Below are 15,529 nucleotides of genomic sequence, written 5' to 3'. Positions count from 1 at the left end.
CCCGCGGCACCCCTGTCACCCCGGCCCCGCCTACGCCGGCCCCGCCTACCCCGGTACCGCCGACCAGCCGACCGCCGAGACCGCAGGGTCGAGGGAGAGGTTGCTCACCGCCTCCTCCAGCACCCGGTCGTCGCGCCGCCCCTCGGCGGTCAGCAGGGCGGAGACCGTCACCTTCCCCGCCTCCGGGCCGTCCTGGCTGCGGATCTCCCGCAGGGTGCAGCCGGGCCGGCCGAGGGCGTCCACCAGGCGGTGGCGGATGTGCGCCTCCTCTTCCTCCCGGCACACCGCCTCGAAGTGGTAGTCGGTGGTCACCTCGGCCCCGCCGCGCGGTTCGCGGTCCAGTCGGCGGCCCAGCGGGCGCAGCAGGAGGTTCGCTCCCACCACGCCCACCGTGCCGAAGGCGGCCAGCACGAACATCCCGGCCCCCGCCAGGCAGCCCACGGCCGCGGAACACCACAGGGTGGCGGCCGTGTTCAGGCCCCGTACGCTCAGCCCGTCGCGCATGATCACGCCGGCGCCGAGGAAGCCGATCCCGGACACGATCTGGGCGGCGACCCGCGAACCGTCGTACCGGACCTCGGAGACCTCGCCGATGAACCCGTACTGCGAGAGCAGGACGAACAGCGCGGCGCCCCCTGCCACCAGGGCGTTGGTCCGCAGGCCCGCCAGCCGGGCCCGCCACTGCCGCTCCAGCCCGATCGCGGACCCGAACCCGAGCCCCGCGGCCAGATGGCCGGCCATGATCCACTCGCTCGTCATCGGCTGGGCCTCCTCTCACAGCCAGGTGTTGAACCTGCGGATGTACCGGGTCTTCACGAACTGGGTGAGCGTGCAGTAGGCGAGCAATACGCCGATCAGCCACGGGAAGTAGCTCGCCGGCAGGGCGACGAAGCCCAGCGACGGGGCCAGCGGGGAGAACGGCAGCCACAGGCCGGTCAGCACCGCGAGGACCGTCATCGCCATCACCGGCCAGGAGGCGCGGGACTGGATGAAGGGGATCTTCCGGGTACGGATCATGTGGACGATCAGGGTCTGCGAGAGCAGGCCCTCGATGAACCAGCCGGACTGGAAGAGCGACTGGCTCGCCTCGCTGTTGGCGGCGAAGACGTTCCACATGATCACGAACATCGCGATGTCGAAGATCGAGCTGATGGGCCCGATGGTGACCATGAAGCGGAAGATGCCCTTGGCGTCCCAGTTGCGGGGCCTGCGCAGGTACTCCTCGTCCATCCGGTCCCACGGGGTCGCCAGCTGCGAGATGTCGTAGACCAGGTTCTGGACGAGCAGCATGATCGCGAGCATCGGCTGGAAGGGGATGAACGCGCTCGCCACCAGGACGGAGAAGACGTTGCCGAAGTTCGACGACGCCGTCATCTTGATGTACTTCATCGTGTTGCCGAAGGTGGTCCGGCCCTGGATCACGCCCTGCTCCAGGACGGTCAGGTCCTTCTCCAGCAGGATGATGTCGGCCGACTCCTTGGCGATGTCCACCGCGGTGTCGACCGAGATGCCCACATCGGCGTCGTGCAGCGCGGCCGCGTCGTTGATGCCGTCCCCGAGGAACCCGACGGTGTGTCCTTCGGCCTGCAGGGCCCGTACGATCCGGGCCTTCTGGACCGGGTTGACCTTGGCGAAGACGGTCGTACGGGCGGCCAGCGCGCGCAGCGCCGCCTCGTCGAGGGCGTCGACTTCGGAGCCGAGCACCACGTGCCCGACGTCGATGCCGACGTCCGCGCAGACCCGGGCGGCCACGAGGTCGTTGTCGCCGGTGACCACCTTGACCGCGATGCCCTTGTCGGCCAGTCCCCGCAGGGCGCGGGCGGCGTCGGCCTTCGGCGGGTCGAGGAAGGCGAGGAAGCCGATCAGGGTGAGCCGGTCCTCGTCGGCGACGGTGTAGGTGTCGCGCGGGGTGGCGATCGTACGGGTGGCGACGGCCAGGACCCGAAGGCCCCTGCGGTTGTTGTCCTCGGCGATGCGGGTGGCGTGCCGGCGCAACTGCTCGGTCAGTTCGACCTTCTGGCCGCGGTCCGTCATGTGGGTGCAGAGGTCCAGGACCTCCTCGACCGCACCCTTGGTGATCATGACGTGCTCGGAGCGGCCGAGGCCGCCGACGATCGCATTGCGGTTGAGGACCACGGACATGCGGCGCCGTGCGAAGTCGAAGGGGATCTCGTCGACCATCGAGAACCGTGCGTCGACGACAACCTCCTCGGCCTCGTTGACGCGGTCGATGACCGCCTGGTCCATCAGGTTCTTCAGCCCGGTCTGGAAGTGCGAGTTGAGGTAGCCGTACTCCAGGACCTCGTCGTCCTCGTTGCCGTGCACGTCCAGGTAGCGGTCCAGGACGATCCGGTCCTCGGTGAGGGTGCCGGTCTTGTCCGTGCAGAGCACGTCCATCGCGCCCAGGTTCTGGATGGCGTTCAGCCGCTTGACGACCACCTTGCGCCGGGACATGGCGACCGCGCCGCGCGCCAGGTTGGCGGAGACCACCATCGGGAGCATCTCGGGGGTCAGGCCGACCGCGACGGCGACACCGAAGAGGAAGGCCTCGTTCCAGTCGCCCTTGGTGAGCCCGTTGACCATGAAGACGACCGGGACCATCACCAGCATGAAGCGGATCAGCAGGAAGCTGACCTTGCGCACACCGTTGTCGAAGTTGGTCTGCGGACGCTCACCGGCCAGCGAGCCGGCCATCGAGCCGAAGTAGGTGTCGGCGCCCGTGGCGACGACGATCCCGGTGGCGGTGCCGGAGGTGACCGACGTCCCCATCAGGACCAGGTTGTCGGCCTCGACCGGGTCGCGGGTCTGCGCCTGCCCGAGGTCCTCGCTGCGCGTGTCGGCCTTGGCGACCGGCAGGGACTCGCCCGAGAGCGCGGCCTGGCCGACCATCAGGTCCTTGGAGGTGATCAGCCGCAGGTCGGCCGGGATCAGGTCGCCGGCGGCCAGCTTGACCACGTCGCCCGGGACCACCCGGTCCATCGGGATCTCGAAGGTGGTGGGCGCGGATCCGCTGCCGGCCCGGCGCTGCACCGCGCAGGTGGTGGTGACGAGCTTCTTCAGCGCGTCGGCGGCGCGGCCGGAGCGGAACTCCTGCCAGAAGCGCAGCAGACCGCTGATCCCCACCATCACGGAGAGGATGACGACGCCCGGATCCGCCGGGTCCTGCCAGTACATGACGGCGGCCAGGAAGACGAGGACGCCGATGAAGGGGTTCCAGTACGCCTTGCCCAGCTGGACGAACCACAGCGGGGCGCGCTCCTGGGCGATGGCGTTGGGGCCGTGCCGCTCCAGGCGCAGCGCGGCCTCGGCATGGGTGAGGCCGTCTCGTGAGGAGTCGACGTCCTGGAGGACGAGGACGCCCGGACGGGCGCTGACCTCGGCGAGGCGCTCGCCGACGAGGCGGGTGCGGGCCTCCAGCTCGGCGGCCTTGCGCTCGCGGCGTGCCCGGCCCGGCGGCGCGAGCTTGGCGGGGGTACGAGGGGTGAGCATGGTCATGGCAATTACCTCCCTCCGCGGTGTCCGGGCAGCACGGAGCCGAGCGGTCACGCGGAGTGATCACGGGTCGGCGCGGAGCGGCCTCGCGGGGCCGCAGGGCACGCCGATGGGCATGGATGACACACGCGTGACAGGACGGTCAGGGCGTGCGGAAGGGATACTGGGAACGCAACGGGACGACGGTCTGCCGCGGCCGTGGGTACTCAGGGAAAGGTCGGCTGACCGACAGGTCAGCGGACGCGGGCGCTGCAAGGACTTCGATCGGGACTCATCCCGAACACCTCCTCGCGTAGCGCCGTCATCACAGGGCGCCCGGTCCGGCCGGAAAGGCCGCAGAGGATCGGCGCCTCAGCGACCGTAACACGATCTCGGTGGCCACTCCTCACCCTTTCGGCCGATAGTGTCCGTTTCGTGCTGCCTCAGCCTCTTGACGTGTGGATACCGAAAGGCTCGACTTAAGGTTCACAAGTTGGAGAGACGCCGGGGTCTCGCGAGCGCGAAGCCGCGACGTCCCGGCCGGGGGGCGACGGCTGGCCGTCGCTTATGGGCAGGAGTGGATGAGTCGTGCAGACTCCCGGATCGCAGTCCTCGCTGCATCGCGCGAATCTCGAACGGGTCGTGCGGGCGGTGCGCCTCGCGGGTTCGCTGACCCAGGCGGAGATCGCCCGCACCACCGGACTGTCGGCGGCCACGGTCTCCAACATCGTCCGCGAGCTCAAGGAGAGCGGCACGGTCGAGGTCACCGACACCTCTGCGGGTGGCCGGCGGGCGCGCAGCGTCTCGCTCAGCGGCGACGCCGGCATCGTGATCGGCGTCGACTTCGGCCACACCCACCTGCGGGTGGCGGTCGGCAACCTCGCCCACCAGGTACTGGCCGAGGAGTCCGAGCCGCTGGACGTGGACGCCTCCTGGGCCGACGGCTTCAACCGTGCGGAAGCCCTGGTCGGCCGGCTGATCGCGGGCATAGGGGTGGGGCTGGAGAAGGTCATCGGCGTCGGACTCGGCGTCCCCGGCCCGATCGACGTGGAGTCCGGGACCCTGGGCTCGACCGCGATCCTGCCGGGGTGGGCGGGCATCAACCCCCGTCAGGAGCTCTCGCAGCGCCTCGGGGTGCCGGTCTACGTCGACAACGACGCGAACCTCGGAGCCCTCGGTGAACTCGTTTGGGGGAGCGGGCGGGGAGTAAAGGACCTCGCCTACATCAAGGTGGCCAGCGGCGTCGGTGCCGGACTGGTGATCAACGGCCGGATCTACCGCGGTCCGGGGGGCACCGCGGGCGAGATCGGGCACATCACGCTGGACGAATCCGGCCCGGTCTGCCGCTGCGGCAACCGCGGCTGCCTGGAGACCTTCGCCGCGGCCCGGTACGTCCTGCCGCTGCTCCAGGGCACGCACGGACCGGAGTTGACGATGGAGCGGGTGGTCGAACTGGCCCGCGGCGGGGACCCGGGCTGCCGCCGGGTGATCACGGACGTGGGCCGCCACATCGGCAGCGGCGTCGCCAGCCTCTGCAACCTCCTGAACCCGAGCCGGGTGGTCCTGGGCGGCTCCCTGGCGGACGCGGGTGAACTCGTCCTGGCCCCCATCCGTGAATCAGTGGGGAGGTACGCGATCCCGAGCGCGGCCCGCCAGTTGTCGGTGCTCACGGGCTCGCTGGGCGGTCGGGCGGAGGTACTGGGCGCGCTGGCCCTCGTACTCAGCGAGATGGGCGATTCGACGCTTTTGTCGGACCATGGAAGTGGAGTGCGAACTCCCGCCGTCTTGCCTTCAGGTAGATAACAGATGGCACCGTTGTCATCTCGTTAAGGATTCACTCCTTGACGGCAAAACGCGGCCGGGGTTGACTCACATCCACCTCGGCCGCAGCGTTGCGGCCTCGTCAGGGAGGTTCAAGAAATGAACACTCGTATGCGTAGAGCCGCCGTAGCCGTTGCGGCCGGCGCCATGGCCGTTTCGCTGGCCGCGTGTGGCAGCGCCAAGGAGGCCGGCGAGAAGCCCAAGGCCTCCGGGGCCGCCACGGGTGAGGCGATCAAGATCGGCCTGCTCCTTCCGGAGAACCAGACCGCGCGTTACGAGAAGTTCGACAAGCCGCTCATCGAGAAGAAGGTCGCCGAACTCACCGGCGGCAAGGGCCAGGTCGTCTACGCCAACGCCAAGCAGGACGCGACCACGCAGAACTCGCAGGTCGACACGATGATCACCAACAAGGTGAACGTCCTGATCGTCGACGCCGTGGACTCCAAGGCCATCGCCGGCTCGGTCAAGAAGGCCAAGGACGCCGGCATCCCGGTCGTCGCCTACGACCGCCTCGCCGAGGGCCCGATCGACGCCTACACCTCCTTCGACAACGAAGAGGTCGGCAAGGTGCAGGGCAAGGCGCTGCTGGAGGCGCTGGGCGACAAGGCCAAGGACGGCCAGATCGTCATGATGAACGGTTCGGTCACCGACCCGAACGCCAAGCTCTTCAAGTCCGGCGCGCACTCCGTCCTCGACGGCAAGGTGAACATCGGCAAGGAGTACGACACCGTCGAGTGGAAGCCGGAGAACGCCAACACCAACATGGCGGCCGCGCTCTCCGCGCTCGGCAAGGACAAGGTCATCGGCGTCTACTCCGCCAACGACGGCATGGCCGGCGGCATCATCACCGCCCTCAAGGCGGCCGGCGTCTCCCCCCTGCCCCCCGTCACCGGTCAGGACGCCGAACTCGCCGGTGTGCAGCGGATCGTCGCGGGCGAGCAGTTCATGAGCGTCTACAAGCCGTACGCCCCCGAGGCCGAGGCCGCCGCGAAGATGGCCGTCGCCCTCGCCAAGGGCGAGAAGGTCACCGGCGTCACCACCTCGACGGTCGACAGCCCGACCGCCAAGGGCGTTCCGGCCGTGCTGATCCCGGTCGTCTCGCTCACCAAGAACAACATCAAGGACAGTGTGATCAAGGACGGCGTCTACACGGCCGACGAGATCTGCACCGACAAGTACGCGGCCGCCTGCGCCACCCTCGGCCTGAAGTAGCGGCCCCCGCCGCCTCCCCGCGAGGCGGCCCCCCCGTGCCTGACCGGCGCCCCGCCCCCTCTTTCCCCGCCATCCGCGGGGCGCCGGGCAGAAACGTTTCCCCCATTCACCCCCGCTCCTGCTCTTTTGCACGACATCCCCGCCGGTCAGGCGGCGAAGGAGATGGTTCATGTGTCCGCTGCGCCCGTGCTGGCGTTGCGAGGGGTCTCGAAGCGGTTCGGCGCCGTTCAGGCCCTGACCGACGTAGAACTCGAGATCCACTCCGGTGAAGTGGTCGCCCTCGTGGGCGACAACGGCGCCGGCAAGTCCACGCTGGTCAAGACGATCGCCGGCGTGCACCCCATCGATGACGGCGTCATCGAGTGGGAGGGGCGTCCGGTCTCCATCGGGAAGCCCCACGACGCCCAGAACCTGGGCATCGCGACGGTCTACCAGGACCTGGCGCTGTGCGACAACATCGACGTCGTCGGCAACCTCTTCCTCGGCCGCGAGCTCAAGCGCCGCGGCGTCCTGGACGAGGTGGAGATGGAGCGCCGCGCCCGCGAGCTCCTGACCACCCTGTCCATCCGGATACCCAGCGTCCGGATCCCCATCGCCTCGCTCTCCGGCGGCCAGCGCCAGACCGTGGCGATCGCCCGCTCCATGCTGGGCGAGCCCCAGCTCGTCATCCTCGACGAGCCCACCGCCGCCCTCGGCGTCGAGCAGACCGCGCAGGTCCTCGACCTGGTGGAGCGGCTGCGCGAGCGCGGCCACGCCGTCATCCTCATCAGCCACAACATGGCCGATGTGAAGGCCGTCGCCGACAAGGTGGCGGTCCTGCGGCTGGGCCGCAACAACGGTGTCTTCAACGTCGCCGACACCTCGCAGGAAGAGATCATCTCCGCCATCACGGGAGCCACGGACAACGCCGTGACCCGCCGGGCGGCCCGCACCGGGGAGGCTCGCAAGTGAGCACCGAGAACCCAGCCGCCGACCCGCTGCACAAGCCGGACGGGACCACCGAGCACGCCGACGTGGTCAACCCGGCCGCCGCGCACGACGCCATCCCGGCCGTCGACCCCCGCCTGCTCGTCCGCGAGGAGGGCCTCGCCGGATACCTGAGCGAGTTCGGGCGCAGGATGAAGGCGGGCGACCTGGGATCCATCCCGGTCGTCATCGGCCTGATCATCATCTGGAGCATCTTCCAGGGCCTGAACTCGAACTTCCTCTCCCCGGAGAACCTCAGCAACATCGCGATCACGATGACCGCCACCGGCATGATGGCCGTCGGCATCATCTTCGTGCTGCTGCTGGGCGAGATCGACCTCTCGGTCGGCTCCGTCAGCGGTGTCTCGGGCGCGATCGTCGCCGTCCTCGCCGTCACGCACGGCGTGAACGAATGGCTCGCGATCCTCGCGGCCATCGCCGGCGGCGCCCTGATCGGCTCCATCCACGGCTTCTTCTTCGCCCGGATCGGCGCCCCCGCCTTCGCCGTCACCCTGTCGGGCCTGCTCTTCTGGTCCGGCGCGATGCTGCAGATCCTGGGCAGCAACGGCACGATCAACCTCGACTCCGACGGCGTGGTCGGCAAGCTGACCACGTACTTCTTCTCGGACGTGGCCGTCGGCTACGGGCTGGCCGCGGTCGCGGTGGCCGGGTACTTCCTCGCCACCTTCTTCGACGCCCGCCGCCGCGAGGCCGCCGGGGTCCCCTCCCGGCCGATCGCCGAGGTCCTGCTGCGCACCGGCCTGCTCGCGCTGTTCACCTTCGGTCCCGCGGTCGTGTTCAACCAGTACAAGGGCCTGCCGCTCGCGGTGGTGCTCTTCCTGCTGGCCCTGGTCGGCACGGACTTCGTCCTGCGCCGCACCTCCTTCGGCCGCCAGGTCTTCGCGCTCGGCGGCAGCGTCGAGGCCTCCCGCCGCGCCGGCATCAACGTCAACCGGGTCCGCATCACGGTCTTCGCGATCGCGGGCACCTTCGCCGCCATCGGCGGGCTGTTCTGGGCCTCGAAGATCGCGGCGGCCAACCAGAGCGCCGGCGCCGGCGACCTGCTGATGAACGTCATCGCGGCGGCCGTCATCGGCGGCACCAGCCTCTTCGGCGGCCGGGGCCGGACCTGGAACGCCCTCCTCGGCGTCATGGTCATCACCTCGATCCAGTACGGTCTGGCCCTGGAGGGAATCGCGACGCCGATCCAGTACATGATCACGGGAGCCGTGCTGCTGGCCACTGTGGTGATCGACTCGATCACGCGCAAGACCCAGAAGACGGCCGGACGCGCCTGACCGCGCGCCCGGAGGACTTCCGGCGGTAAGACCGGTCACAGTGCCCGGTGCCACTTCGTGTGGCGCCGGGCACCCGTGCGTACATATGTGCGTACAGCTGTGCGGGTATACGCCCGTATGTGATGTGTGACGTCCCGGTGGTGTGTTCATGTATGACAAAGGTGTGGCGCACCCGGGACGGCCCGATGACCGCGCCCGCGAGCGGAACATTAGACTCGACAGACCAGCAAGCAACTGCAAGGAGGCACGGGTGCTGCTGACCCGCATCAAGGGACCGCGCGATCTCGACCGGCTCAGCCAGGAGGAGCTCAACCAGCTCGCCGCGGAGATCAGGTCGTTCCTCGTCGACGCCGTCTCCAAGACCGGCGGGCACCTCGGCCCCAACCTCGGTGTGGTCGAGCTGACGATCGCCCTGCACCGGGTCTTCGACTCGCCCAAGGACAAGGTCCTCTTCGACACCGGCCACCAGGCCTACGTGCACAAGCTGCTCACGGGCCGCCAGGACTTCGGCAACCTGCGCTCCAAGGGGGGCCTGTCCGGCTACCCCTCGCGCGCCGAGTCCGAACACGACGTGATCGAGAACTCGCACGCCTCCACCGTGCTCGGCTGGGCCGACGGCATCGCCAAGGCCAACGAGGTGCTCGGCCGCGAGGACCACCACGTCGCCGCCGTCATCGGCGACGGCGCGCTGACCGGCGGCATGGCCTGGGAGGCGCTGAACAACATCGCCGCCGCCAAGGACCGCCCCCTGGTCATCGTCGTCAACGACAACGAGCGCTCGTACGGCCCCACCATCGGCGGCCTCGCGAACCACCTGGCCACCCTGCGCACCACGGACGGCTACGAGCGCTTCCTGGCCCGCGGCAAGGACCTCCTGGAGCGCACCCCGGTCGTCGGGAAGCCGCTGTACGAGACCCTGCACGGCGCCAAGAAGGGCCTCAAGGACTTCATCGCCCCGCAGGGCATGTTCGAGGACCTGGGCCTGAAGTACATCGGCCCCATCGACGGCCACGACATCGAGGCCCTGGAGTCGGCGCTCCAGCGCGCCAAGCGCTTCAGCGGCCCCGTCATCGTGCACTGCCTCACCCAGAAGGGCCGGGGCTACACCCACGCGGAGCAGGACGAGGCGGACCGTTTCCACGGCATCGGCCCGATCCACCCGGACACCGGCCTGCCGGTCTCCACCGACGCCGCCAGCTGGACCTCCGTCTTCGCCGACGAGATGGTCAGGCTCGGCCGCGAGCGCAAGGACATCGTCGCGATCACCGCGGCCATGCTCCAGCCCGTCGGCCTGAAGAAGTTCGCGGACGCCTTCCCGGACCGGATCTTCGACGTGGGCATCGCCGAGCAGCACGGCGCCACCTCGGCGGCGGGCCTGGCGACCGGCGGCGCCCACCCGGTCTTCGCGGTCTACGCCACCTTCCTCAACCGCGCCTTCGACCAGGTCCTGATGGACGTAGCCCTGCACAAGTGCGGGGTCACCTTCGTCCTGGACCGGGCCGGTGTCACCGGTACGGATGGCGCCTCCCACAACGGCATGTGGGACATGTCGATCCTCCAGGTGGTCCCCGGCCTGCGCCTCGCAGCGCCGCGCGACGCCGAGCAGCTGCGCGCCCAGCTGGGCGAGGCGGTCCTGGTCAAGGACGCGCCGACCGTCGTGCGCTTCTCCAAGGGCGTCGTCGGCCCGGCCGTCCCGGCCGTCGGCCGCATCGGCGGCATGGACGTGCTGCGCGCCCCGGCCCCCGAGGTGGCCCGGCCCGACGTGCTGCTCGTCTCGGTCGGCGCGCTCGCCCCGATGTGCCTGGAGATCGCCGATCTGCTGGACAAGCAGGGCATCTCCTGCACCGTCGTCGACCCCCGCTGGGTCAAGCCGGTGGACGAGGCGCTGGCCCCGCTCGCCGAGCAGCACCGGGTCGTCGTCACCGTCGAGGACAACGGCCGCGCCGGCGGTGTCGGCTCGGCCGTCGCGCAGGCCCTGCGCGACGCGGGCGTGGACGTGCCGCTGCGCGACTTCGGCATCCCGCAGCGCTTCCTCGACCACGCCACCCGCAAGGAGGTCATGGCCGAGATCGGGCTGACCGCCCCGGACATCGCCCGGCAGGTCACCGGCCTGGTGGCCAAGCTGGACGGGCGCTACGACAGCGAGGCGGCCGCCACCGTCGACTAGGACGGGAACCGGTCACTAGATCGCCGCGCGGTTGCACGTCACGGGCCGGGAGATCACCCTGGAAGGGGTGGGCCTCCCGGCCCGTTCGCGTGCGTCACCTTGTTCGGAGGTGCGTTGGTGAGTACGGATCTGAACAGCCCCTTCCGCACCAAGTCGGTCGAACAGTCCATCCGGGACACCGAGGAGCCGGAACACCAGCTCCGCAAGTCGCTCTCCGCCTGGGACCTGACCGTCTTCGGCGTCGGCGTGATCATCGGCACCGGCATCTTCGTCCTGACCGGCAAGGTGGCCAAGGAGACCGCGGGCCCCGCCACCGCGCTGGCGTTCGTGGCCGCCGGCATCGTGTGCGCCCTCGCCGCGCTGTGCTACGCCGAGTTCGCCTCGACCGTCCCGGTCGCCGGGTCGGCGTACACCTTCTCCTACGCCTCGATCGGCGAGCTGCCGGCCTGGATCATCGGCTGGGACCTCGTCCTGGAATTCGCCCTCGGCACCGCGGTGGTCGCCGTCGGCTGGTCCGGGTACGTCCGCTCCCTCATGGACAACGCCGGCATCCATCTGCCCGCCTCCCTCCAGGGGCCGGACACGCCGGGCGGCACCTTCGACCTGCTGGCCTTCCTCCTCGTCCTGGTGCTGACCGCGATCCTGGTCGTCGGCGTGAAGCTGTCCGCGCGGATCACCGCCCTCGTCGTCGCGATCAAGGTCACGGTGGTGCTCATCGTGATCATCGCCGGCCTGTTCTTCATCAAGGGCAGCAACTACAAGCCGTTCGTCCCGGAGGCGGTGCCCCAGAAGGGCGGCTCGGGCCTCGACGCACCGCTGGTCCAGCTGATCTTCGGCTACCAGCCGACGAACTTCGGCGTCATGGGCATCTTCACCGCGGCCTCCGTCGTCTTCTTCGCCTTCATCGGCTTCGACGTCGTGGCCACGGCCGCGGAGGAGACCAAGCTGCCGCAGAGGGACATGCCGCGCGGCATCCTCGGCTCGCTGCTCATCTGCACCGTGCTGTACGTGGCGGTCTCGCTCGTCGTCACCGGCATGCAGCACTACACCGAGCTGTCGGTGAGCGCCCCGCTGGCGGACGCCTTCAAGTCACAGGGGCATCCGGTGTACGGCGGCATCATCAGCTTCGGCGCGGCGGTGGGCCTGACCACGGTGTGCATGATCCTGCTGCTGGGCCAGACCCGCGTGTTCTTCGCGATGAGCCGCGACGGCCTGCTGCCGCGCTTCTTCTCGCGGACCCACCCGAAGTTCCGCACCCCGTACCGTCCGACGATCCTGCTCGGCGTGATCATCGCGATCGTGGCCGGGTTCACCAGCATCAACGAGCTCGCGACCCTGGTGAACATCGGCACGCTCTTCGCCTTCGTGGTCGTGGCGCTCGGCGTGATCATCCTGCGCCGGACCCGCCCCGACCTGCACCGGTCCTTCCGCACCCCGTGGGTGCCCGTGGTCCCGATCCTGTCGATCGCGGCCTCGGTCTGGCTGATGCTGAACCTGCCGGCCGAGACCTGGCTGCGGTTCGCGATCTGGATGGTGATCGGCTTCTTCGTCTACTTCCTGTACGGACGCAGCCACAGCCGGCTGGGCCGCGTGGGACGCGACGCGAAGTTCTAGCGGGCGGCGGGCATCAGCCCTTGGCGGGGGAGTCCTTCGCGGAGGCCGGGATCTTCTGGTCGTTGCGGAGGGCTTCCCACAGCTGGGTCGCCTGCGGCTCGGCCACGATCACGCGGTTCGGGTCCACCTTGTCGTAGGCGACCGGCAGCATGATCGTCTCCATGGTCTCCGGGTCCACGCCCTTCATGCTCTGCGCGAAGTCGGACAGCGCGGTGAGCGAGGCCAGGTCGGAGTCGGTGGTGAGGGACTTCGTGCCGGCGTCCGCGAGCTTGTAGAGGCGCGCCGGGTTGCCGAGGGCGTCCTGCTTCTTGATCTCGGACAGCATCGCCATCATGAACTGCTGCTGGAGGCCGATGCGGCCGAGGTCGCTGCCGTCGCCGTAGCCGTAGCGGGTGCGCACGAACTTGAGCGAGTCGGTGCCGTTCAGCCGGTGCTCGCCGGCGTCCAGCTTCAGGCCGCCCTTGGCGCCGCTCATCGGCTTGTCCAGCTTGACGGTGACCCCGCCGAGCGCGTCCACCAGTCCCTTGAAGCCGGCGAAGTCCACCTCGACGAAGTGGTCCACGCGGACGCCGGACATCCCCTCCACGGTCTTGACCACACAGGCCGGACCGCCGAGCGAGTAGACGGAGTTGAACATGACCCGCTTCGCGGAGGGGACGGTCTTGCCGTCCTCGCCCTTGCACTCGGGCCGGGTGATCAGGGTGTCGCGGGGGATGCTCACCGCGGTGGCCTTGGACCGGCCGTCGGGTATGTGCACCAGCATCGCGGTGTCCGAGCGGGCGCCGCTGACGTCGCCGTGGTCGAGGTCGCCGTTGGCCCCCGCACGGGAGTCGGAGCCGAGCACGAGGACGTTCTGCGCTCCGGCGACGACCTTCTGCGGGCGGTTGTCGCCGATCGCCTTGTCCAGGTCGACGCTGTCGATGTTCCCGTTGAGGTGGCTGTACGCCCACCAGCCGGCGCCGGCGGTGCCCAGGATCAGCACGGCGACCACGAGGAGGACGATCCTCAGCACGCGCCGCTTGCGCGGGCGTGCCCCGCGGCCTCCGGTCCGGCGGCGGCTACGGGCGGCGGTGTCTTGGGTCATACTGCTCGAATCCTCGGGGGGCCCTGGGGCGGACGTCAGTGGGTGTGGCCGTCCGGATGCCGCTGCACTATAAGCAGATTTCCGAGTCGAATGGGAGAGCGCTTATCGTCCTCCTGGTCGGTCGTGAAGCGGAAATCCCGGAGTCCGGCGAGGCGCCAGGGAGGAGGAGAGGAAGCCATGGCCCGAGCAACGAGGCGTCGTGCGCGACGCGGCGAGACGTCCCGTGAACCGCTGCCGGGCAGCGGCCCGCAGTCCGGCCGGACGGCCCCCGTGGCGATCGTCGTGGCCGGCCCCGCCGACGCCGTGCCCCTCATCCTCTCCGAACCGGCCGGCTCCGTGATCGAGGTCGTCTGTCTCGACGCCGGCGGCGACGCCGAGTACCGCGCGATGGAGGCGGCCGTCGCGCAGGCGCGGCGGCGAGGGTGCACCTTCCCCGGAGAACCGTTCTTCCTCGACGCGGAGGAGGGCGGCCTCACGGGCCAGATCCTGGACGCCCTCCACGAGATCGGGCCGCTGCGCGTACGGACCCTCGACCCGGATCCCGTCCATGACGACATGGACCGCGAACGCAAGCTCCCGATCGTCAGCGAACCGGCGGCGCGCGGGCAGGTGGCCCGCAGCGCGCTCAGGGCCGCCCGCCGCTACCAGCTGGAGGCCGGCACCCCGGTCTTCGTCGACTGCCGCAGGGCCGGCGCCGACCCCGCGCTGCCTCCCGAGGCGTGCACCCGCTACCCCCTCCCCACCCGCTGGCTGGTGGCCGGCAAGGACGGCCGGCTGTCCGCCTACCTGCCCACGGCCGCCGGCGTCGTCCGCTGGACCGAGGGACCGACGGAGGCCGACGGCTGGCGGGGGCCCGAGCTGCTCGAAGGCCCGGAGCTGATGCCCGGGCTGACCGTGCTGCGGGGCCCCGAGGGCTACGCGCACCTGATCGGGCTGAGCCGCACCAAGCGCCGGGAGGGCGGAGCCACCGTCGAGGTGGTCTGCGCCACCCAGTACCAGACGGGCCGCCCGGTCGGACCCTGGGTCTCGATCGGCAACCCCAACGCGGCGAGCTGGCAGAAGGCCCGTGAAGTCGGATTTCCGGCGGCCACCTTCGACGCCGGCGGCGTTCTGCACCTTTTCGTCCGCAATTTCGGACACAGTGTCAGCGTGCGGCGGCAGTCGCCCAAGGGCAGCCTGAGCGGCTGGGAGACGCTGGGCGGCATGCGTACGGCCGACGAAGTGGCGGCCTTCCCGGCCGCCGACGGCGGGGTGCACATGGTGGCGCGGGCGCGCGACGCCCAGGCCGCGGTCCACTGGTACCGGCGGGACGCGTCCTCGGAGTGGGCGGAGAACCGCCGGATCCCCGTGAGCCCGTACCCGGGAAGCCTCTCCGCCGCCCCCGAGGCCGGCCTGGTGCGCTTCCGCTACGCGGGCAGCAACGAGGTCTGCGTCTGGTGGCCGGGCGCGCAGGCGCCGATCGGCCTCGGCGGGCCGGACGGGGTCGGTCCGGTCGGCGGGGTGTCGGGCGCCGACATCCAGGGCTGGGGCTGCACGGTGCTCGTGCGCGGCGGCGCCGGGGGAGTGACGGCCATCGGCGCGCACCCGGACGGGCGGCCGGACACGGGTGTGTGGTGGGCGGAATCCGGGGAGCCCTCGGTGGTTCCGCCCGCGGCCGCGTTCGACGGCCGGGGCCGTGTGGTGATCGCCACAGTGGGCAGGGACGGGAAACTCCGTGTGGCGCGCCAGCAACTGGGATCCAATGGCCTGGAGTTCACTCCTTGGATTGTCCAATAAGGAGCATTTGGTCGCCGTAGTTGATGATTTGAGTACTGGCTCAGGTCATAAGTGGCTTGTTATGGTCATGGTGCGCCCTTTACCTGAATCTTAGGTGAACGTTTGGCGCCACGATGGCGG

10 protein-coding genes are annotated in these 15,529 nt (G+C 70.0%); 7 read left to right on the top strand and 3 right to left on the bottom strand.

Annotated features, from left to right (window positions below; all coding sequences use genetic code 11):
* Positions 1-45 precede the first annotated feature (45 nt).
* Complete coding sequence (locus ACFTXQ_RS04810; protein WP_382635887.1) at positions 46-759, bottom strand: MgtC/SapB family protein; 714 nt, start codon at positions 757-759, stop codon at positions 46-48.
* A 15-nt stretch (positions 760-774) separates the two neighbouring features.
* Complete coding sequence (gene mgtA / locus ACFTXQ_RS04805; RefSeq protein WP_382635885.1) at positions 775-3,495, bottom strand: magnesium-translocating P-type ATPase; 2,721 nt, start codon at positions 3,493-3,495, stop codon at positions 775-777.
* Positions 3,496-4,059: 564 nt separating this feature from the next.
* Between mgtA and ACFTXQ_RS04800 the strand changes: the two genes are divergently transcribed.
* The 6 genes from ACFTXQ_RS04800 (at position 4,060) to ACFTXQ_RS04775 (ending at position 12,549) form a co-directional block, all read left to right on the top strand.
* Entirely contained in the window at positions 4,060-5,274 is a 1,215-nt protein-coding gene (locus ACFTXQ_RS04800) for an ROK family protein (RefSeq protein ID WP_382635884.1), read from the top strand.
* 129 nt (positions 5,275-5,403) lie between these two features.
* Complete coding sequence (locus ACFTXQ_RS04795; protein ID WP_382635883.1) at positions 5,404-6,504, top strand: sugar ABC transporter substrate-binding protein; 1,101 nt, start codon at positions 5,404-5,406, stop codon at positions 6,502-6,504.
* 162 nt (positions 6,505-6,666) lie between these two features.
* On the top strand, positions 6,667-7,455 hold the full coding sequence (locus tag ACFTXQ_RS04790; protein WP_215011998.1) for an ATP-binding cassette domain-containing protein: 789 nt from the start codon (positions 6,667-6,669) through the stop codon (positions 7,453-7,455).
* A gap of 26 nt (positions 7,456-7,481) precedes the next feature.
* Positions 7,482-8,768, top strand: coding sequence for a sugar ABC transporter permease (locus ACFTXQ_RS04785; protein ID WP_382636250.1), 1,287 nt, complete (start codon positions 7,482-7,484; stop codon positions 8,766-8,768).
* A gap of 250 nt (positions 8,769-9,018) precedes the next feature.
* Complete coding sequence (gene dxs / locus ACFTXQ_RS04780) at positions 9,019-10,935, top strand: 1-deoxy-D-xylulose-5-phosphate synthase (protein WP_382635880.1); 1,917 nt, start codon at positions 9,019-9,021, stop codon at positions 10,933-10,935.
* Between the two features lie 117 nt (positions 10,936-11,052).
* Positions 11,053-12,549 (top strand): amino acid permease, encoded by a 1,497-nt coding sequence (locus ACFTXQ_RS04775; RefSeq protein WP_382635879.1) that lies wholly within the window; start codon positions 11,053-11,055, stop codon positions 12,547-12,549.
* Between the two features lie 13 nt (positions 12,550-12,562).
* Here the strand turns inward: ACFTXQ_RS04775 and ACFTXQ_RS04770 are convergent, their stop codons facing one another.
* Positions 12,563-13,633 (bottom strand): LCP family protein, encoded by a 1,071-nt coding sequence (locus ACFTXQ_RS04770; RefSeq protein ID WP_382635878.1) that lies wholly within the window; start codon positions 13,631-13,633, stop codon positions 12,563-12,565.
* Positions 13,634-13,810: 177 nt separating this feature from the next.
* Between ACFTXQ_RS04770 and ACFTXQ_RS04765 the strand changes: the two genes are divergently transcribed.
* Entirely contained in the window at positions 13,811-15,409 is a 1,599-nt protein-coding gene (locus ACFTXQ_RS04765; protein WP_382635876.1) for a hypothetical protein, read from the top strand.
* Positions 15,410-15,529 lie beyond the last annotated feature (120 nt).

This window comes from Streptomyces sp. NPDC057010, assembly GCF_042673805.1.
In the GTDB taxonomy this organism is placed as follows: Bacteria; Actinomycetota; Actinomycetes; order Streptomycetales; family Streptomycetaceae; genus Streptomyces.
The sequence above is the reverse complement of the archived record's forward strand: the minus strand, read 5'-3'. Positions and strand labels throughout refer to the sequence as shown.

Bases quoted from the DNA above. Each gene is read 5' to 3' on its own strand.
- ACFTXQ_RS04765 (WP_382635876.1), top strand. From the start codon at position 13,811: ATGGCCCGAGCAACGAGGCGTCGTGCGCGACGCGGCGAGACGTCCCGT.
- ACFTXQ_RS04770 (WP_382635878.1), bottom strand. From the start codon at position 13,633: ATGACCCAAGACACCGCCGCCCGTAGCCGCCGCCGGACCGGAGGCCGC.
- ACFTXQ_RS04790 (WP_215011998.1), top strand. From the start codon at position 6,667: ATGGTTCATGTGTCCGCTGCGCCCGTGCTGGCGTTGCGAGGGGTCTCG.
- mgtA (WP_382635885.1), bottom strand. From the start codon at position 3,495: ATGACCATGCTCACCCCTCGTACCCCCGCCAAGCTCGCGCCGCCGGGC.
- ACFTXQ_RS04810 (WP_382635887.1), bottom strand. From the start codon at position 759: ATGACGAGCGAGTGGATCATGGCCGGCCATCTGGCCGCGGGGCTCGGG.
- ACFTXQ_RS04795 (WP_382635883.1), top strand. From the start codon at position 5,404: ATGCGTAGAGCCGCCGTAGCCGTTGCGGCCGGCGCCATGGCCGTTTCG.